This is a genomic window from Bacillus cereus group sp. BfR-BA-01408 (genome assembly GCF_022663305.1).
In the GTDB taxonomy this organism is placed as follows: Bacteria; Bacillota; Bacilli; order Bacillales; family Bacillaceae_G; genus Bacillus_A; species Bacillus_A pacificus.
Genome location: NZ_JAKUFF010000029.1, coordinates 1 through 15,433 on the forward strand (window position 1 = coordinate 1; position 15,433 = coordinate 15,433).

The following is a 15,433-nucleotide window of genomic DNA, read 5'->3' on the forward strand; positions in this document are numbered from 1 at the left end:
ACTTTTTGACCTTTACTATAAGCAGATAAAGCCATCACATCTGCATCATCTGCATTTATTACACTATAATCATTTTCTGTTTGGTTTTTAAAAATATTCGCTTTTGCTAAGCCATATTCTTTTTTCGTCCCATGATAATCTAAATGGGCCTCAAATAAATTTAAAAACGCAGCAATTTTAGGTTGGAACAATTCTACTCCCATCAATTGGAACGATGAAAGCTCTGTAACTACAACTTCATTTTCTTTTGCATCCTGTGCTACTTCACACGCAACAGTTCCAATGTTCCCTGCAATTACGGGATGCTTTTGTCCTTCTTTTAGCATTTCAAATGTAAGCATTGTCGTCGTCGTTTTACCGTTAGACCCCGTAATCCCAACAAATGGTGCTTCTGAAATACGATATGCTAATTCAACTTCCGTAACAATTGGAATTTGCTTTTCTTTCGCAGCAACTAATATTGGATTAGAATACGGGATTCCTGGATTTTTTACTACAAGAGAAATATTTCTCTCTAATAATTCTAAAGGATGACCACCGCATACAACATCCATTCCTTTTGCTTGTAATTCTGCAGCAAGTACATTCTCTGCTAAAGGCTTTCCGTCATTTACAATAACATTTGCCCCTAACTTTTGTAACAATGTAGCTGCTGCATAACCACTTTTTGCAATGCCTAATACAAGAATATTCTTATTTTGAAATTCAGTTACAGTTTTCAATTACATCCACACCCCGATATAAATTCCTAACACAGCTAATAAAAATCCTACAGACCAAAACGTCACAACAACACGCCATTCTGACCAACCACATAATTCATAATGATGGTGTAATGGACTCATTTTAAAGACACGTTTTCCTGTTGTTTTAAACGAAATAACCTGAATAATAACCGATAAAGTTTCCATTACGAATACTCCGCCAATGATTACAAGTAGCAATTCTTGTTTTAATAAAATTGCTACAGCTGCAATGGCTCCACCTAAAGCTAATGAACCTGTATCTCCCATAAACACTTTTGCTGGATTCGCATTGAATACTAAAAATCCAAGTACAGCTCCTACAACTGCCATACAGAATATCGCTACTCCAAATTGCTCTTGTGCCACAGCAATAATACTAAATGCTCCAAATGCAATAGCAGCTGTTCCTGATAATAAACCATCTAAACCGTCAGTTAAGTTAACTGCATTCGATCCACCAATAAGCATAAATAGTACAAGTACAAAATACGCCCAACCTAATTCAAACTTAACATCCGTTCCCGGAATCATGATGTATGTGTGGAACGCTTGCCCTTTTCCAATTAAAAAGAACGCAATAGCAATAACAAGCTGACCTACTAATTTTTGTTTTGATGTTAAACCAAGATTTCTCTTCTTAACTACCTTTATGTAGTCATCTAAAAATCCAATCAATCCGTAACCAAATGTCACTAATAGTAATAACGATACCTCTGCACCTAAATGATTAAACTTAATCGCCATAATAAGTGAAGTTACCATCATAGATACGTATATGACGATACCACCCATTGTCGGTGTCCCTGATTTTTTTTGATGTGATTTTGGTCCCTCATCACGAATACTCTGTCCGAACTTTAATTTTCTTAAAAATGGAATAAACAATGGCGAAAGGGCAACAGAAATTAAGAATGCTACCCCAGCCGTTACTAATAAACCTTGCTCAAGCACATGTAGTCCTCCTCTCACGTTGTTACTCTTCGTTGTTTAAACGCTCTGTAATTGCTTCTTTAGCGATTTCACGATCGTCAAAATGATGAACATCTTTACCAATAATTTGATATGTTTCATGACCCTTACCAGCAATAATGATGATATCTTCAGCTTTTGCGTTAGCAATTGCATGGTATATCGCTTCTTTTCTATCAATAATTACTTCATAATTATTTCCATTTGCACCATGTACCATATCATCTAAAATAGCTCCTGGCTCTTCACTTCTTGGATTATCTGAAGTGTAAATAGCGTGAGTTGCATATCGTGTTGCAACACTTGCCATGATTGGTCTCTTCGTTCTATCTCTATCACCGCCACAACCGACGATGCAATATACGTCACCTTTTGCAAACTGTTTTGCTGTTTTCAATACATTTTCTAAGCTATCTGGTGTATGTGCATAATCAACAATAACTGTATAATTTTGTCCACCATCAACCACTTCAAAACGTCCTGGAACTCCAGCTAGTTCCTTTATTACATCAATGATTGTTTCTAAACTTACACCAGAAACAAGTCCTGCCGCTGTCGCAGCTAGTACGTTATATACATTAAATTTCCCAATTAATTTCATCGTAACATTTACACTCTCATACGGTGTTACAAGCGTAAATGTAGTTCCACCACTTGTCATAACGATATCTTTGGCCATAACATCACTTGTTGTATCAATTCCATACGTTACAACAGTTGCTGCAGTACTTCTCATATATTCCGCTGTTACAGCATCATCGTTATTCAATACCGCGTATTTTTCACGATTATGATTATAACTATTGCCAAGTTGCGCAAATAGCAACCCTTTTGCATGTTTATATTCTTCCATCGTTTTATGATAGTCTAAATGATCTTGTGTTAAATTTGTAAACACTGCTACATCGTAATCACATCCGTGTACACGGCCAAGATCTAAAGCATGTGACGAAACTTCCATTACTGTGCTATCCACACCGTGTTCAACCATTTTTGCAAACGTCTGTTGAAGTGTTAGTGCATCTGGTGTTGTATTTTTCACCTCAAATGTTTCATCACCGATTTTCATATTAATCGTTCCAATTAGCCCCGTTTTATGACCATGTGCGCGCATAATCTCATCCATAATATGCGATGTTGTTGTCTTTCCATTTGTACCTGTAATACCGATTAAATGTAACTTGTGTGTTGGTTGACCATAAAAATAATCAGCTAAAACCGCTAACGAACGAAAAGTATTTTTCACAAGTACAACTGGAACGTCAACATCAATTGGTCTTTCCGCAACAATAGCAGCCGCTCCTTGTGCCGCTGCTTGCTTAGCAAAATCATGGCTATCAACCGTATATCCTTTCATACATACAAATAAGCTTCCTTCTTTCACTTTACGTGAATCAGCTTCTATAGATGTGATTTCTGGATTTTCTTTTGGAACAACTGGAAAATCATGCAAACATGATACAAGTGTATGCAACTTCATTTCACTAAACCCTCTCTACATTGTGTATTTATCTCTTTTATTAATAAGCAACACGTTACCTCCTAATTATGTAAAATAGGAGGTAAGTGCTACTCTGTCTAATAAATAGACCTATTTATAACCGAGACTCTTGCGGTCTCAAATTAAGTAACTCTTCTATAAAGAACTCACTTCCACCAATTGTACCATAAAACGTACTAGGTTACCTTTAATTCCCGAAGTAAATTCTAATTTTTGAGCCTTCTTTCACTTTAGCTCCTGCTTCTGGTGACTGTTTAATGACTTTCTCTCCATCTCCGCTTATATCAAGCTTCAAATCGACGAGTTGCGTCTGTAAGTCTTTCTTTTTCATACCAATTAAATTCGGAACTTCCACAGTTGGTGTATCGCCCCATTTATATTCTCTCTCAACTTGTTCTTTTCTCGGTTTCACTCCCATAACAGGAAGTGCATCCCGAAGAATATTCCCAACAATTGGAGCTGCTACTACTCCACCAAATTGCGTTACACCTTTCGGATTATCAACAGCAACATATACAACAATTTCTGGATCATCTGCTGGAGCAAAACCGATAAAAGATACAATATAATTATTCTCTAAATATTTACCATCTTTCACTTTTTGAGCCGTACCTGTTTTTCCACCTACACGATACCCATCAATGAAAGCACCTTTACCAGATCCCTTTGCTACAACATTCTCTAATGCATACCGAACTTTTTCTGAAGTTTCCTTGGAAATAACTTTTCTTTTTGCTACAGGTGTCTTTTTACTTACAACTTGATTGTTTTTCGGATCAATAAATTCTTTAGCTATATACGGTTGATACAATGTCCCACCATTTACAGCCGCTGCTACTGCCGCTACTTGTTGGATTGGCGTAACAGAAACACCTTGACCGAATGAAGTTGTTGCTTGCTCAACTGGACCGACTTTGTCTAAATTAAATAAAATCCCACTACCTTCACCTTGCAGGTCAATTCCGGTTTTTTGTCCAAAGCCAAAATTACGAATGTATTTAAATAATCGGTCTTTACCAAGGCGATCACCCAGTTCAATAAACCCTGGGTTACAAGAGTTTTGAACTACTTCTAAAAACGTTTGGCTACCATGGCCTCCTGCTTTCCAGCATTTCAATCTAGCTCCACCAACTTCAGCTGCTCCATCATCATAAAACGTATCTTTCTCTAAGTCTACTAAATTTTCATTCAAAGCTGCAGCTAACGTAATAATCTTAAATGTTGAACCAGGCTCATACGTACTCCATACTGGTAAATTTCTATTGTACACTTCTGGAGAAACACTTTGAAAATCTGCTGGATCAAAGCTCGGCCGACTCGACATACCTAAAATTTCACCATTTTTCGGATTCATCGCAATCGCAATCATACCATCTGGATTATATGTCGACTCTGCAATATTCATTTCTCTTTCCATAATTCTATTAATACGTGCATCAATTGTTAAGCCTAAATTCAAACCAGCTTCTGGTTTTTTGAAATCATCGCCAACATTAGGCATCCTTTGCCCTTTTGCATCTGCAAAAAAGCGCACATGACCTTCATCACCATTTAGTTCTTTATCATAATATTTTTCTAGTCCCATAAGACCTTGGTTATCACTACCTGCAAACCCTAATACGTGTGATAAAAAGTTGCCAAATGGATAGTACCGGATAGAGTCCTCTGCGATATAAACACCTTTCAAACTTAATCCTCTTACCTCTTTCGCTTTATCATGTGATATTTTCCTTCCGCCTTTATCTAACCTTACAATTGATTCTTTTTTTGTAATTCTCTTATAAATCTCATCTTTTTCCACACCTAATACTGCAGCTAACTTCTCTGCAGTCTCTGCTGGTTTTTCAATTTGCCTCGGTACAACAAAGACAGTTGGAGCACTTTTATTCGTAGCAAGTTCCACACCATTTCGGTCTAAAATCTTCCCACGTTCAGGTTCAAAAGTAATATTACGACTCCATGAATCTTTCGCACGATCCGTTAACATATTCCCAAGAAAAAATTGCACATATCCAAGACGAATATCGATGATAGTGAAAATAAGTATACCTGATATGAGTATAAAAATAAGTCGTTTTCTAACTGTTACATTTGATACACGCATATTGGAACAAGCCTCCCTTACGCCTAGCTTGTTCCAATATATGCTTGTACTTATTTAATTAGAACTTCTTCTCTTTTACCATTACGGCTTTTCTGCTTCTTGTTGTGGTTCAAGTGGCGGTACAAGTGTTACACCTAACTCTGTACCAGGTTGCAACAATGTTCCTTCTGGTACACTTTGTTCGGTTACATATCCGGTACCAGTAGGTTTTAGGTTAAGCTTTAATGTTTTTGCTAAATTCATAACATCACGAAGTGCCCAGCCTTGTATATTCGGCATTGTAGGTTGATCTCCCACTAAGAACACTCGATCACCCTTCAATGTTTGTTCGGTTGCTTTCGGTACTTGTTGCTGCACTTTCCCTTCACCTAATACGATTGGACGAAGTTTTGCTTTATCAATGGCTTTTTTCGCTTCTTCCATCGTTTTTCCCGTTACATCTGGAACAGCAGTTTGCTGCTCTTTCACATATTTCTTCGGATCTTTCACTTCATTAGGCTTAATCTTTAAATACTCTAAACTATTCTTCGTTACATATTTAAAAATATCAGCTAAAGGTTGTGCACCACTCTCATCATCTTTCAATTTTGGCTGTTTAACAGCTACATACACAACAAGTTGCGGATCATCCATAGGTGCCATACCTAAGAACGAGAATATATAATTCTCTCTTCCCGTCATATAGCCTCCTTTTCCATCCGGAATTTGCGCTGTTCCTGTTTTACCACCAACTGAATAGCCATCAACTTTATAAGCAGTTCCTGTTCCTTTCGGCGATGTAACAACGCGTTCTAATAACTGTCTTACTTGCGCTGCTGTCTCTTTTGTCACCGGTTTGCCCACTTCTTCTGGCTTATGTTCTAATTTTACTTCCCCTGTTATCGGATCTACAATTTTATCAATTGTATAAGGTTTCATCATTTTTCCATCGTTCGCAATAGCAGTTGCAGCTTGTACAAGCTGAATTGGTGTTACAGTGGAGCCTTGTCCAAAAGCTGTCGTTACTTGCTGTATTTGCTGATCGAATAAAATGGTATTTGAACCTTCACCAGGTAAATCAATATTCGTTTTTTCATCTAATCCGAAAGCATGGATATACTTTCTGAAACGGTCTGGACCAAGTTTTTGATCACCTAAAATAGCAAACGCTACGTTGGAAGAGCGCTCTACCCCTTCATCAAATGTGATAGATCCCCATCCAGCGCCGCCATTATGATCTTTTATTTTGCGGTTCCCGACTTGATATGTACCAGACTGGTAATAATCTTGTCCCTTATACACACCTTCATTAATAGCTGCTGCTAGCGTGAAAATTTTCATGGTTGATCCAGGTTCAAATGCATTTGCAATTGCGTCATTGAAGAAATATTGAATTTGACGATCATTCGGATCATAACTAGGTTTACTAGACATCGCTAATATTTTCCCTGTTTTTGGATCTGCAACAATCCCTATTAAACTTTCTGGGTCATAATGTTTACTTGCAGATTTCATCGCATCTTCTAAATAACTTTGAACACGTTGATCTATCGTTAAATACGTGTTATCTCCGTTTTTAGGTGCCTTTACATTCACTGTTCCACCGTCAAGAGACACACCTTTACGGTCACCTGTATAAGCTACTTTTCCGTTAGAAGCACTTAAATACTTATCTAAACTTTTTTCTAAACCAAATTGTCCCACCGAAGTTCCCTCTTCATTCGGTTTAGCATGACCTATAACGTAAGATGCAAAATCACCGTTCGGATACACTCTTGCATTTTCAGTAATAAAAGATATACCTGGCAATTTCAATGCTTCAATTTGTTCCTTCTGTTCTTTCGTCAAATCTTTACCTAGCGTTCCAAATTCGACTTGACTTTTATCTTTTTTATTTAATGTAGCTAAAATCTTCTCTTCATCTTTTCCGAGTACGCCCGCAATTTTCTTTGCAGTATCCTCTTTATTCTCAACCGGCTTTGCACCTTTTAATTCGGCTACAAGCTTATAAGAGTTTGCATCTTGCGCTAACACATGACCGTTTTGATCATAAATCGTCCCGCGATTTGCTTCGAGAACTCCTGTTTTACTATGTTTTTGCTTAGCAAGTTTATCCAAATCCTGATTATGCACTGTTCCTGTCGCTTGTATGTAAAAAAATCGGGCTAATAACAGCAAAAAGAGCAGGAGGAATAAAATCATAAAATACCCTGCTCCCTTATTGGTATGAAATTTAGTCATATCTCTCTTCATTTTCCCTTCACACCTATTGCCTTATTTGAGGCCTTTCACATTATTCGCATTAATTTCTAGCCCGTGTTTTTTTGCAACTTCAGCGATTCGTTCATAACGACTTAACTTCTCTACTTCAGCCTGTAATTCTTGATTTTCTTTTTGCTGCTGTACAATTTTTTGTTCTATTGTCGCAGCTTCTACATTAACTTGATAAAGGCCTGCTTTATTTCCAATAAACGCTACACAGGCATACAATAAAAAGCCAATAAACGCTACATACAACAGTTTTTCGATTCTTGTAATCTTCGCTTTAGCTTTTGGCTGAACCATCTGCTGTGGGGGCGTTTGAATCTGAACCTCTTCTTGCGCTTGTTGCTTGTACTTTACAGCTAAGTTACTCATACCTCTCTCCCCTTTTTATCGTTTTTCAGCGATTCTCAATTTCGCAGAACGCGCTCGATTATTTTCTTCTAACTCTATATCAGAAGGTAAAATCGGTTTTCTTGTAATAAGCTTTAATTTCGGCTTAAACTCATCAGGAATAATTGGTAATCCTGGTGGCAATTGTGGCGTTGTACTATTTCGCTTAAACGTCGTTTTACAAATACGGTCTTCTAAAGAATGGAATGTTATAACACTAACTCTTCCGCCTGGCTTGACCATCTCAATTGCAGATTCCAACGCTTCTTCAAATACTTTCAATTCATCATTTACCGCAATACGGATCGCTTGGAACACTCGCTTCGCAGGATGTCCTCCCGTTCTACGAGCAGGAGCTGGAATACCCTCTTTAATTAGTTCTACTAATTCCCCTGTCGTTTCAATAGCTTTATTCTCACGATACGCTTCAATTTTTCTTGCTATTTGTTTTGAAAATTTCTCTTCGCCATACTGGAAGAAAATTCTTACAAGTTGTTCATATGACCAACTATTTACAACATCATAGGCTGTTAATGGGGCATCTTGATCCATTCGCATATCTAACGGTGCATCATGATGGTAACTAAAGCCACGCTCTGGTGTATCTAATTGCGGGGATGAAACACCTAAATCAAATAAAATACCGTCTACTTCTGTTATACCTAATTCCTGTAGTTTTTCAGATAGGTAACGGAAATTGCTCTTTACTGTTATGAACTGCTCACCGTATGAAGAGAATTTTTCTTTCGCATTTTGAATTGCTATCTCATCTTGATCAAACGCGATTAATCTTCCGCCTTCAGTTAATTGGGATAATAAATAAGAACTATGTCCTCCTCCCCCCAGTGTACAATCTACATATGTACCACCTGGCTTTATATCTAAGCCATCTACTGTTTCCTTCAAAAGCACTGTTACGTGATTAAACATTGTTGCACCTACTCTTTTTCCAATTAATTATGTTGAATGTATCTCCTCCTCTAAACGTATATCTCACGACTAGAGAACGAAATACTATGAAAGAACGACTCATTTAACTTGCCTACAAAGGCAGCATACTATACAAATCGCTATTTTCTTTTATTATATACTAAATTTTATCATCTTTTGCGGGAATTTAAATAAAAAACTGTCGAAAAAGATAATAATACGTTTACATTTTGTGCTATTTTGTCATATATTTAAGTATCCTGCATAATTACGATATTAGCTTTTTAAAAATTAATAATTCAGAAAAAATTCACTTCACAGTAAATTCAACGGGATAAAAATAAAATCCTGCTCCTAAGAGCAAGATTCTATAGTTTTATAACGTGATGTTTTCCATTCCAAGAAAACGAGTTTTCCATTACACGATCAACGAAATCCAAACCGAACTGATTTAAATAGTAACATACATTCCACACACGCTCTTGTGGCGCTCCCAATGGACGGATTGCAAATTGTATACGACGGAATTTATTTAGTTCCACTTCATGTTTTTTCTCAACATTTCTTTTCAACATCCTTTCCAACAGTTCAATTTGTTCATTAATTTTGAACTCATTTTTCCCTGCAAACGAACTTAATCCAGGATCTATTTTCTTCACAAACTGTTGTAATGACTTATGAATATCAATTATTTCTTTTTTCGCCTCTACAAATCGTTCATCTATCGGTTCCTCTATTTGATTAGATAACCAGTTTTCACGCAACTTATCTACGTTATTTAAAAACGGGTCACTCTCTTGCAATTGTAAATCGTGTAAATCTGTCGCTATATCCCTCTCAATATAAGTGATTGTAATACGAGGAACGACAGGCGGCATCCGGAAACCGATAGTATGGAAGACTTGTTGTAATTCACTCCAGTAAGCTAATTCCCCTGGACCTCCAATAAACGCCAACGTAGGAAATACATACTCTTGCATAAGAGGGCGCGTTACAACATTATTACTAAAGCGCTCTGGGCTTCTTTCCATCTCTTCAATCAATTCCTCATATGAAAAGGAATACGTCCCATCCTTCCCAACAAACTTCCCTTGATTATCTTCAAGCAACACTCGCTCATTATCAATTTCCATGAATATATGTACTGCATTAGACTTTGTTTCAATAATTGGCTTATACCCTAATTCTTTAATTACTTCCTGTTGGTTATGAAGCCCCTCTTGCACTTCTTTATACTTACTTATAATTTGTTTAAAAAACGGCACTTCTAATTTTCTTAATTCAGGATGATGCGAATCGACAAGAATTAAACCAGAATTTATGAACATTTTCATAATAAGGTGACCAAAGAAATCTACATACGTATTCGATTCCCCTAAAGAATCATCAATAAATTGCAGTACATCCTTTGTAAAATTCGTTTCAGGGTATGTTTTAAAAATTTCTTCAATCCACTTTCTACAGTCTTCCAAAGAAAGCTCAGACTCTGAAGCACTCGCCTTTTTCGGATTACGATCATGAAAAATGGTCTTTTTTATTTTTTTATTCTTCGTTACAAAAGTATGATTAATTTCATCCATATCATGGTCTTCACCAGCAATCCAGAAAACAGGAACAACTTTAACGCCTAAACTTTCTTCCTTTTCCTTCGCAAGCTGTAAAACTGAAATAATTTTATGAATCGTATAAAGTGGTCCAGTTAATAAACCAGCTTGTTGTCCAGCTATAACAACATATGTATCTTCATCTCCAAGCGCTTTTACATTTTGAATTGTAGCTTCTCCCGCTTGTAATTTTGTATTATATTCTAATAAATGCGCTACTAAATCTTGGCGGAAAAACTCCCTCTCACGCAAATCTTGTACACGCTGTTTAAAAGCATCTTCTGTTAACATATAATCAAAACACGACTGTATCTCTTTTTTACCGTTCATATAGTCCGCTACAACACCTTGTTGCGGAACAGAGATTTCTTTTATCTCCATATAATTCTTCCTTTCGTATCCTGTTCTCTCACCAATCCACATTGTAGTCAATGTTTCACGTAAAAGCAAAGAATTACACTTATACTTTTACTTCTAACCCTTTTATTGCATCAAACAAAAATTGAAGTGTCGGAACGGATCGTTGCTGTTTCTTCGCTTCTTCTAATACATATCCAACAATCGCACCAATCTCTGTTTGTCTATTCGCCCTTACATCTGCCAACATAGATGATGTATTATGAGACGTTCTTTCACATACATGACGTACCATTTCCCATACCATTTCTTTTTCTTCTTTAACGAGAAAAACGACCTCCTGGAATACTTGCTCCATCATCTGATTAAAAAACGGGTTCGTAATCAATTCTCCGTTCTTGACCTGTAATAATGCCGTCAATGGATTGATACATACATTCACTACTAATTTTTTGTGCATAACACCCTTCCAATCATCTTCTATTCGAATTGGAAAATGTGGAAAAGGAAAGCAATTAAATATTTTTTCAAAATGTATAGACCGACCGCGCACGATTCCAAACTTCGTTACACCTATCCCTGTATGATAAACGGTATGTCTTTCTTCTTTTTTTGCACCATGCTCTACAATTCCAACTGCAATATTTTCATTCTCTATTTTCTGCATAGCATGAAGGTGTGACATTCCGTTTTGCAAAAAGACTACTGAGGATTTCCCTCGCACAAAAGGTAGTATGTCAGTTATATGATATTGCTTAACAGCAATAAATATATAATCTAGTTGCTGGTCTAGCATACTTTCTATTGGTAATACTGGCGGGAATACCGTTTCACGTTTCCCCTCCCTAATACAAGTTACACCCGTTATATTTAATTCGTCAGCCTGCTTAGCTGTCCTTGTAAACAACGTAACATCTTGATTACTTTTTTGTAAATAAAATGTATACAATAGACCAATAGCTCCTGGTCCCACAACTCCGATTTTCATTTTCACGTAAGGAACTCATCTGAACACGATACACAAGTCCCTTTTTCCCCTCCCCTTTTATTCCTCAAACACTCGATTCGATTCGTGTGGAATCATAATTAACTAAAGATGAACAAATGCCACCTCTTCTTCCAATATGTATAGACTACTTATTACTATGCTTCTACTCTTAGTTTAGCAAATCCTCAAAAAATAATAAAAGAAATACACTATCATCTTCATAAAAGTAAAAAAATGAGTTATAATATTATTATAAATATTTTCACTTTTCTGCATTCAATGAGACAAAAAGGATGTGATGTTATGGGATTCCCAAAAGTTGAGCGCTTGCTCATCAATTATAAAACATTAGACGAGTTTAAAAAATTTAAAGGCTGCGGAGCTCAAGAACTATCCATGTTAGAAGAATTACAAGCAAACATTATTGAAAACAATAGTGAATCTCCATTTTACGGTATTTATTATGGTGGATCACTCATTGCACGTATGAGTCTATACATGAAAAGGAACGGCGGGGAACCATTCGAAATTACAGGTACTTACCTAGAACTTTATAAACTTGAAGTATTACCAACTTTCCAAAAACAAGGATTCGGAGAAATGCTTGTAAATTATGCGAAGGGACTACAGTTCCCAATTAAAACGATCGCACGTATCCATTCAGCTGGTTTTTGGGATAAATTAAATTTCCAACCTGTGTCAGTACCTGATGGTGATTTTTACGTTTGGCACCCAGAAACAAATTTGAATACGGTTACAAACGAAGAGTCTGCATAAGAAATAAAAAAACAGCTACATAGCAGCTGTTTTTTTATTTCTTTAACTTCTCTAATTTCCCATTCGAACGAGCGCTATTTCTTTCCGCTACCATTACACTTCTTTTTTGATCGATATAATCAAGCAATGTTCTATATTCTTCCTCATATACTGATAATCGCTCCAACAGGCTCTCTTTCTCTGTTTGTAACGATTCAATTTGCTGTTGCAACACCACTAAAGAGTTTTCATCTTTATAATTTTGCAAGAAATCAATAACATCATTCAATGTAATTGACGTAGGTTCTAATACCTTCGTCTCTTTCACTTCATAATTTTCCACTTTACGCAGTTGCTTCGCTTCTTCAATACGTTCTTTGTATTGCTTTCTAACGTAAGAATTCCATCTAAAGCCACATGCTGCTGGTGTACGAGATAAATGTCTTCCCACTTCTTTAAAGGCAGATAATTGCGTTCCACCTTCTCGAATATGCCGGAGTACTACTTCTGCCAGAAGCAAATCTTCATCATCAGTCCAAGCATCTTGTCTTGTTGTCGCCATCTCTCTAGTCCTCCCTATGCATTTTTTATTAAACATATGCAGTTACTAGAAAAGATAGAATACAACAAATGAAGAATAAGACAAAAAAAATAAACGTAGAAGATATCTTCTACGTTTATTTTCCCGCAATTACTTGCTGATTACTTCTTTACCTTTGTAAGTACCGCATGCTTTACATACACGGTGAGCTAATTTCGCTTCACCACAGCTTGGGCACTCTACCATACCAGGTACTGATAATTTGAAATGCGTACGACGCTTTCTTTTTACTGTTTTAGAAGTTCTTCTAAAAGGTACAGCCATTCTTCCCACCTCCTTAAAAGAAATAGTTATTTTCATATGAAGGCCTGAACCAGTCTTCCGATTATTTGTCAAAAAACTTTGCAAGTCCTGCCAATCTTGGATCAACAGGCTTTTCTTTGTCTTCTTCCGAAATCACTTGCCAGTCTTGACCTTGCGTCGGTGCTCCACCAGAAACATCATCACTGAAAATTTGCATTGGAATCTCCAAAAGTATATTTTCCTTGATTACGGGCAGTAAGTCAAGTACTTCTCCTTCTAAACAATGAATTTCAGCTTCAGTTTCAAATTCTTCTTGTGAAGTTTGGAACACCTCAGTTGTTTTAATGTCAAATGGTAATGTCACATCTACTAAAGAGCGAGAACATGGTAAAACCATGCTTCCAGTTATATGTAGATGGAACGTAAACTTACCGGAGCCAAAATCAACTCTTCCTGTTACGTGAACAGGATTAATTTCACGAATATCTTTCTCGACCTCTTTTAGCTCACTTACATCTACCATCTCATCCAATGTCAATCCTTTATTTCTCAATTTATTCAATTGATGGATGGACCATTTCATATCATATCACCTCAAGGCAACAAACAAAATTATAGCTAGCCATTTTATATTTGTCAATGTTTTTTCTTTACACTATAATGAAGTCATCATAGTAAATAATATATAGAGTATCACGTTTTTCAAAAAGATGCTACATCGAAAGGAGAGATTACCATAAAAGCAAGTGGTATTGTTGTTGAATATAACCCTTTTCATAACGGTCATGCTTATCATGTGCAACAAACAAAAAAGTTAACACACTCTGATATTACAATCGCTGTTATGAGTGGCCCTTTTTTACAACGTGGTGAGCCAGCACTCGTATCCAAATGGTATCGTACCAAAATGGCCTTAGCATGCGGTGTAGACCTCGTTGTAGAGCTTCCTTATGCCTTTTCAACGCAAAAGGCCGAAACCTTTGCAAATGGCGCTATTTCTATTTTAAACGCCCTACACGTTTCTGAAATTTGTTTCGGCAGTGAAGATGGACAAATCGAAAATTTTTATAACACCATCTCTGTGCAGAAAAATGAAGAAGAGACTTTTAATCGTCTTGTAAAGCAATTTATGAACGCAGGTAATAGTTACGCAAAAGCTACATCTGAAGCTTTCCTACACATTTTATCTTCTGAAAAAAATATAGACATGTCACAACCAAATAACATTTTAGGCTTCCAATACATAAAAGCAATTCTAATGCAAAATAGTTCTATGCAAGCACAAACGATAAAAAGGTTCGCATCTCATTATCATGATGAAACATTTAACGACCAACATATTGCAAGCGCAACAAGTATTCGCAAACAACTTTTTAGTGAAAATAGTTCCTTTACAGAAATTGAGCCTTTCATCCCAAAAGCGACTGCTTCTCTTTTAGCAAGTTATAAACAAAACTACGGGACATTACATAATTGGGAACAATACTTTTCATTTTTTAAATACAAACTTATGACAATGTCTCCAGAAGACTTACGACATATATATGAAATTGAGGAAGGGTTAGAGCATCGTATTTTATCAAAAATACAAACCAGTTCCTCCTTCCATTCATTCATGGAAGCGTTAAAAACGAAACGTTATACGTGGACTAGATTACAAAGAGCTTGTACACATATTTTAACAAATACAACAAAAGAAGAAATACATTGCGCAAATATAGAACAACATGCACCATACATTCGTCTATTAGGCATGTCACAAAAAGGACAAACGTACCTTTCAAAAAACAAGAAAAAAATAGAGCTTCCAATCCTTACCCATACAAAAACATTTGACCATCCTACTTTACACATAGATCGAAAAGCCAATTCTGTATATTTCTCCATCATACAAGAACCATTACGAACACAACTACTAAAACAAGATGCAACACATCACCCAATTCGTTACGATGAAACAACTGCAAAATTCCTATAAAAAATCTCTCTTTTCAGAGAGA

The 15,433-nt window shown here is 36.4% G+C and carries 13 protein-coding genes and 1 pseudogene; 2 read left to right on the plus strand and 12 right to left on the minus strand.

Annotated elements, in window-relative coordinates; genetic code table 11:
- The 9 genes and pseudogenes from murD to panE form a co-directional block, all read right to left on the minus strand.
- Positions 1-722, minus strand: a pseudogene (murD, locus tag MR083_RS13960) (UDP-N-acetylmuramoyl-L-alanine--D-glutamate ligase); the annotation flags it as partial.
- A complete protein-coding gene (gene mraY, locus MR083_RS13965) occupies positions 723-1,697 on the minus strand; it encodes a phospho-N-acetylmuramoyl-pentapeptide-transferase (RefSeq protein WP_000893058.1) in 975 nt (324 codons plus the stop codon).
- Positions 1,698-1,719: 22 nt separating this feature from the next.
- Positions 1,720-3,195 carry a UDP-N-acetylmuramoyl-L-alanyl-D-glutamate--2,6-diaminopimelate ligase gene (gene murE / locus MR083_RS13970; protein ID WP_000766300.1) on the minus strand — a complete coding sequence of 492 codons (1,476 nt, stop codon included), beginning with the start codon at positions 3,193-3,195 and terminating at the stop codon, positions 1,720-1,722.
- A 208-nt stretch (positions 3,196-3,403) separates the two neighbouring features.
- Complete coding sequence (locus tag MR083_RS13975; RefSeq protein ID WP_001266225.1) at positions 3,404-5,320, minus strand: stage V sporulation protein D; 1,917 nt, start codon at positions 5,318-5,320, stop codon at positions 3,404-3,406.
- An 81-nt stretch (positions 5,321-5,401) separates the two neighbouring features.
- Positions 5,402-7,552, minus strand: a complete 2,151-nt coding sequence (locus MR083_RS13980) for a penicillin-binding protein (protein WP_011040611.1) — start codon at positions 7,550-7,552, stop codon at positions 5,402-5,404.
- A gap of 21 nt (positions 7,553-7,573) precedes the next feature.
- Positions 7,574-7,936, minus strand: a complete 363-nt coding sequence (gene ftsL / locus MR083_RS13985) for a cell division protein FtsL (RefSeq protein ID WP_000067081.1) — start codon at positions 7,934-7,936, stop codon at positions 7,574-7,576.
- Between the two features lie 15 nt (positions 7,937-7,951).
- On the minus strand, positions 7,952-8,884 hold the full coding sequence (rsmH, locus tag MR083_RS13990; RefSeq protein WP_000481789.1) for a 16S rRNA (cytosine(1402)-N(4))-methyltransferase RsmH: 933 nt from the start codon (positions 8,882-8,884) through the stop codon (positions 7,952-7,954).
- 368 nt (positions 8,885-9,252) lie between these two features.
- Positions 9,253-10,869: a bacillithiol biosynthesis cysteine-adding enzyme BshC gene (gene bshC, locus MR083_RS13995; RefSeq protein WP_000403055.1), complete on the minus strand. Its 1,617-nt coding sequence runs from the start codon at positions 10,867-10,869 to the stop codon at positions 9,253-9,255.
- A gap of 79 nt (positions 10,870-10,948) precedes the next feature.
- A complete protein-coding gene (gene panE, locus MR083_RS14000) occupies positions 10,949-11,839 on the minus strand; it encodes a 2-dehydropantoate 2-reductase (RefSeq protein ID WP_000782390.1) in 891 nt (296 codons plus the stop codon).
- Positions 11,840-12,136: 297 nt separating this feature from the next.
- Here panE and MR083_RS14005 point away from each other — a divergent pair, with 297 nt between their 5' ends.
- A complete protein-coding gene (locus MR083_RS14005) occupies positions 12,137-12,610 on the plus strand; it encodes an N-acetyltransferase (protein WP_000506708.1) in 474 nt (157 codons plus the stop codon).
- A gap of 34 nt (positions 12,611-12,644) precedes the next feature.
- Here MR083_RS14005 and MR083_RS14010 read toward each other — a convergent pair whose 3' ends face one another.
- The 3 genes from MR083_RS14010 to MR083_RS14020 all read right to left on the minus strand — a co-directional run bounded on the left by MR083_RS14010 (position 12,645) and on the right by MR083_RS14020 (position 14,016).
- Positions 12,645-13,151 (minus strand): RsfA family transcriptional regulator, encoded by a 507-nt coding sequence (locus MR083_RS14010; protein WP_000246478.1) that lies wholly within the window; start codon positions 13,149-13,151, stop codon positions 12,645-12,647.
- Positions 13,152-13,280: 129 nt separating this feature from the next.
- Entirely contained in the window at positions 13,281-13,454 is a 174-nt protein-coding gene (gene rpmF / locus MR083_RS14015; protein WP_001984764.1) for a 50S ribosomal protein L32, read from the minus strand.
- A 61-nt stretch (positions 13,455-13,515) separates the two neighbouring features.
- Positions 13,516-14,016: a YceD family protein gene (locus MR083_RS14020; RefSeq protein WP_000872145.1), complete on the minus strand. Its 501-nt coding sequence runs from the start codon at positions 14,014-14,016 to the stop codon at positions 13,516-13,518.
- Positions 14,017-14,229: 213 nt separating this feature from the next.
- Here MR083_RS14020 and MR083_RS14025 point away from each other — a divergent pair, with 213 nt between their 5' ends.
- Positions 14,230-15,411 carry a nucleotidyltransferase gene (locus MR083_RS14025; protein ID WP_001187903.1) on the plus strand — a complete coding sequence of 394 codons (1,182 nt, stop codon included), beginning with the start codon at positions 14,230-14,232 and terminating at the stop codon, positions 15,409-15,411.
- Positions 15,412-15,433 lie beyond the last annotated feature (22 nt).

Excerpts from the sequence above, each read along its gene's own strand:
- murE (WP_000766300.1), bottom strand. The coding sequence starts at position 3,195 with ATGAAGTTGCATACACTTGTATCATGTTTGCATGATTTTCCAGTTGTT.
- MR083_RS13975 (WP_001266225.1), bottom strand. The coding sequence starts at position 5,320 with ATGCGTGTATCAAATGTAACAGTTAGAAAACGACTTATTTTTATACTC.
- MR083_RS13980 (WP_011040611.1), bottom strand. The coding sequence starts at position 7,552 with ATGAAGAGAGATATGACTAAATTTCATACCAATAAGGGAGCAGGGTAT.
- ftsL (WP_000067081.1), bottom strand. The coding sequence starts at position 7,936 with ATGAGTAACTTAGCTGTAAAGTACAAGCAACAAGCGCAAGAAGAGGTT.
- rsmH (WP_000481789.1), bottom strand. The coding sequence starts at position 8,884 with ATGTTTAATCACGTAACAGTGCTTTTGAAGGAAACAGTAGATGGCTTA.
- bshC (WP_000403055.1), bottom strand. The coding sequence starts at position 10,869 with ATGGAGATAAAAGAAATCTCTGTTCCGCAACAAGGTGTTGTAGCGGAC.
- MR083_RS14005 (WP_000506708.1), top strand. The coding sequence starts at position 12,137 with ATGGGATTCCCAAAAGTTGAGCGCTTGCTCATCAATTATAAAACATTA.
- MR083_RS14010 (WP_000246478.1), bottom strand. The coding sequence starts at position 13,151 with ATGGCGACAACAAGACAAGATGCTTGGACTGATGATGAAGATTTGCTT.
- rpmF (WP_001984764.1), bottom strand. The coding sequence starts at position 13,454 with ATGGCTGTACCTTTTAGAAGAACTTCTAAAACAGTAAAAAGAAAGCGT.
- MR083_RS14020 (WP_000872145.1), bottom strand. The coding sequence starts at position 14,016 with ATGAAATGGTCCATCCATCAATTGAATAAATTGAGAAATAAAGGATTG.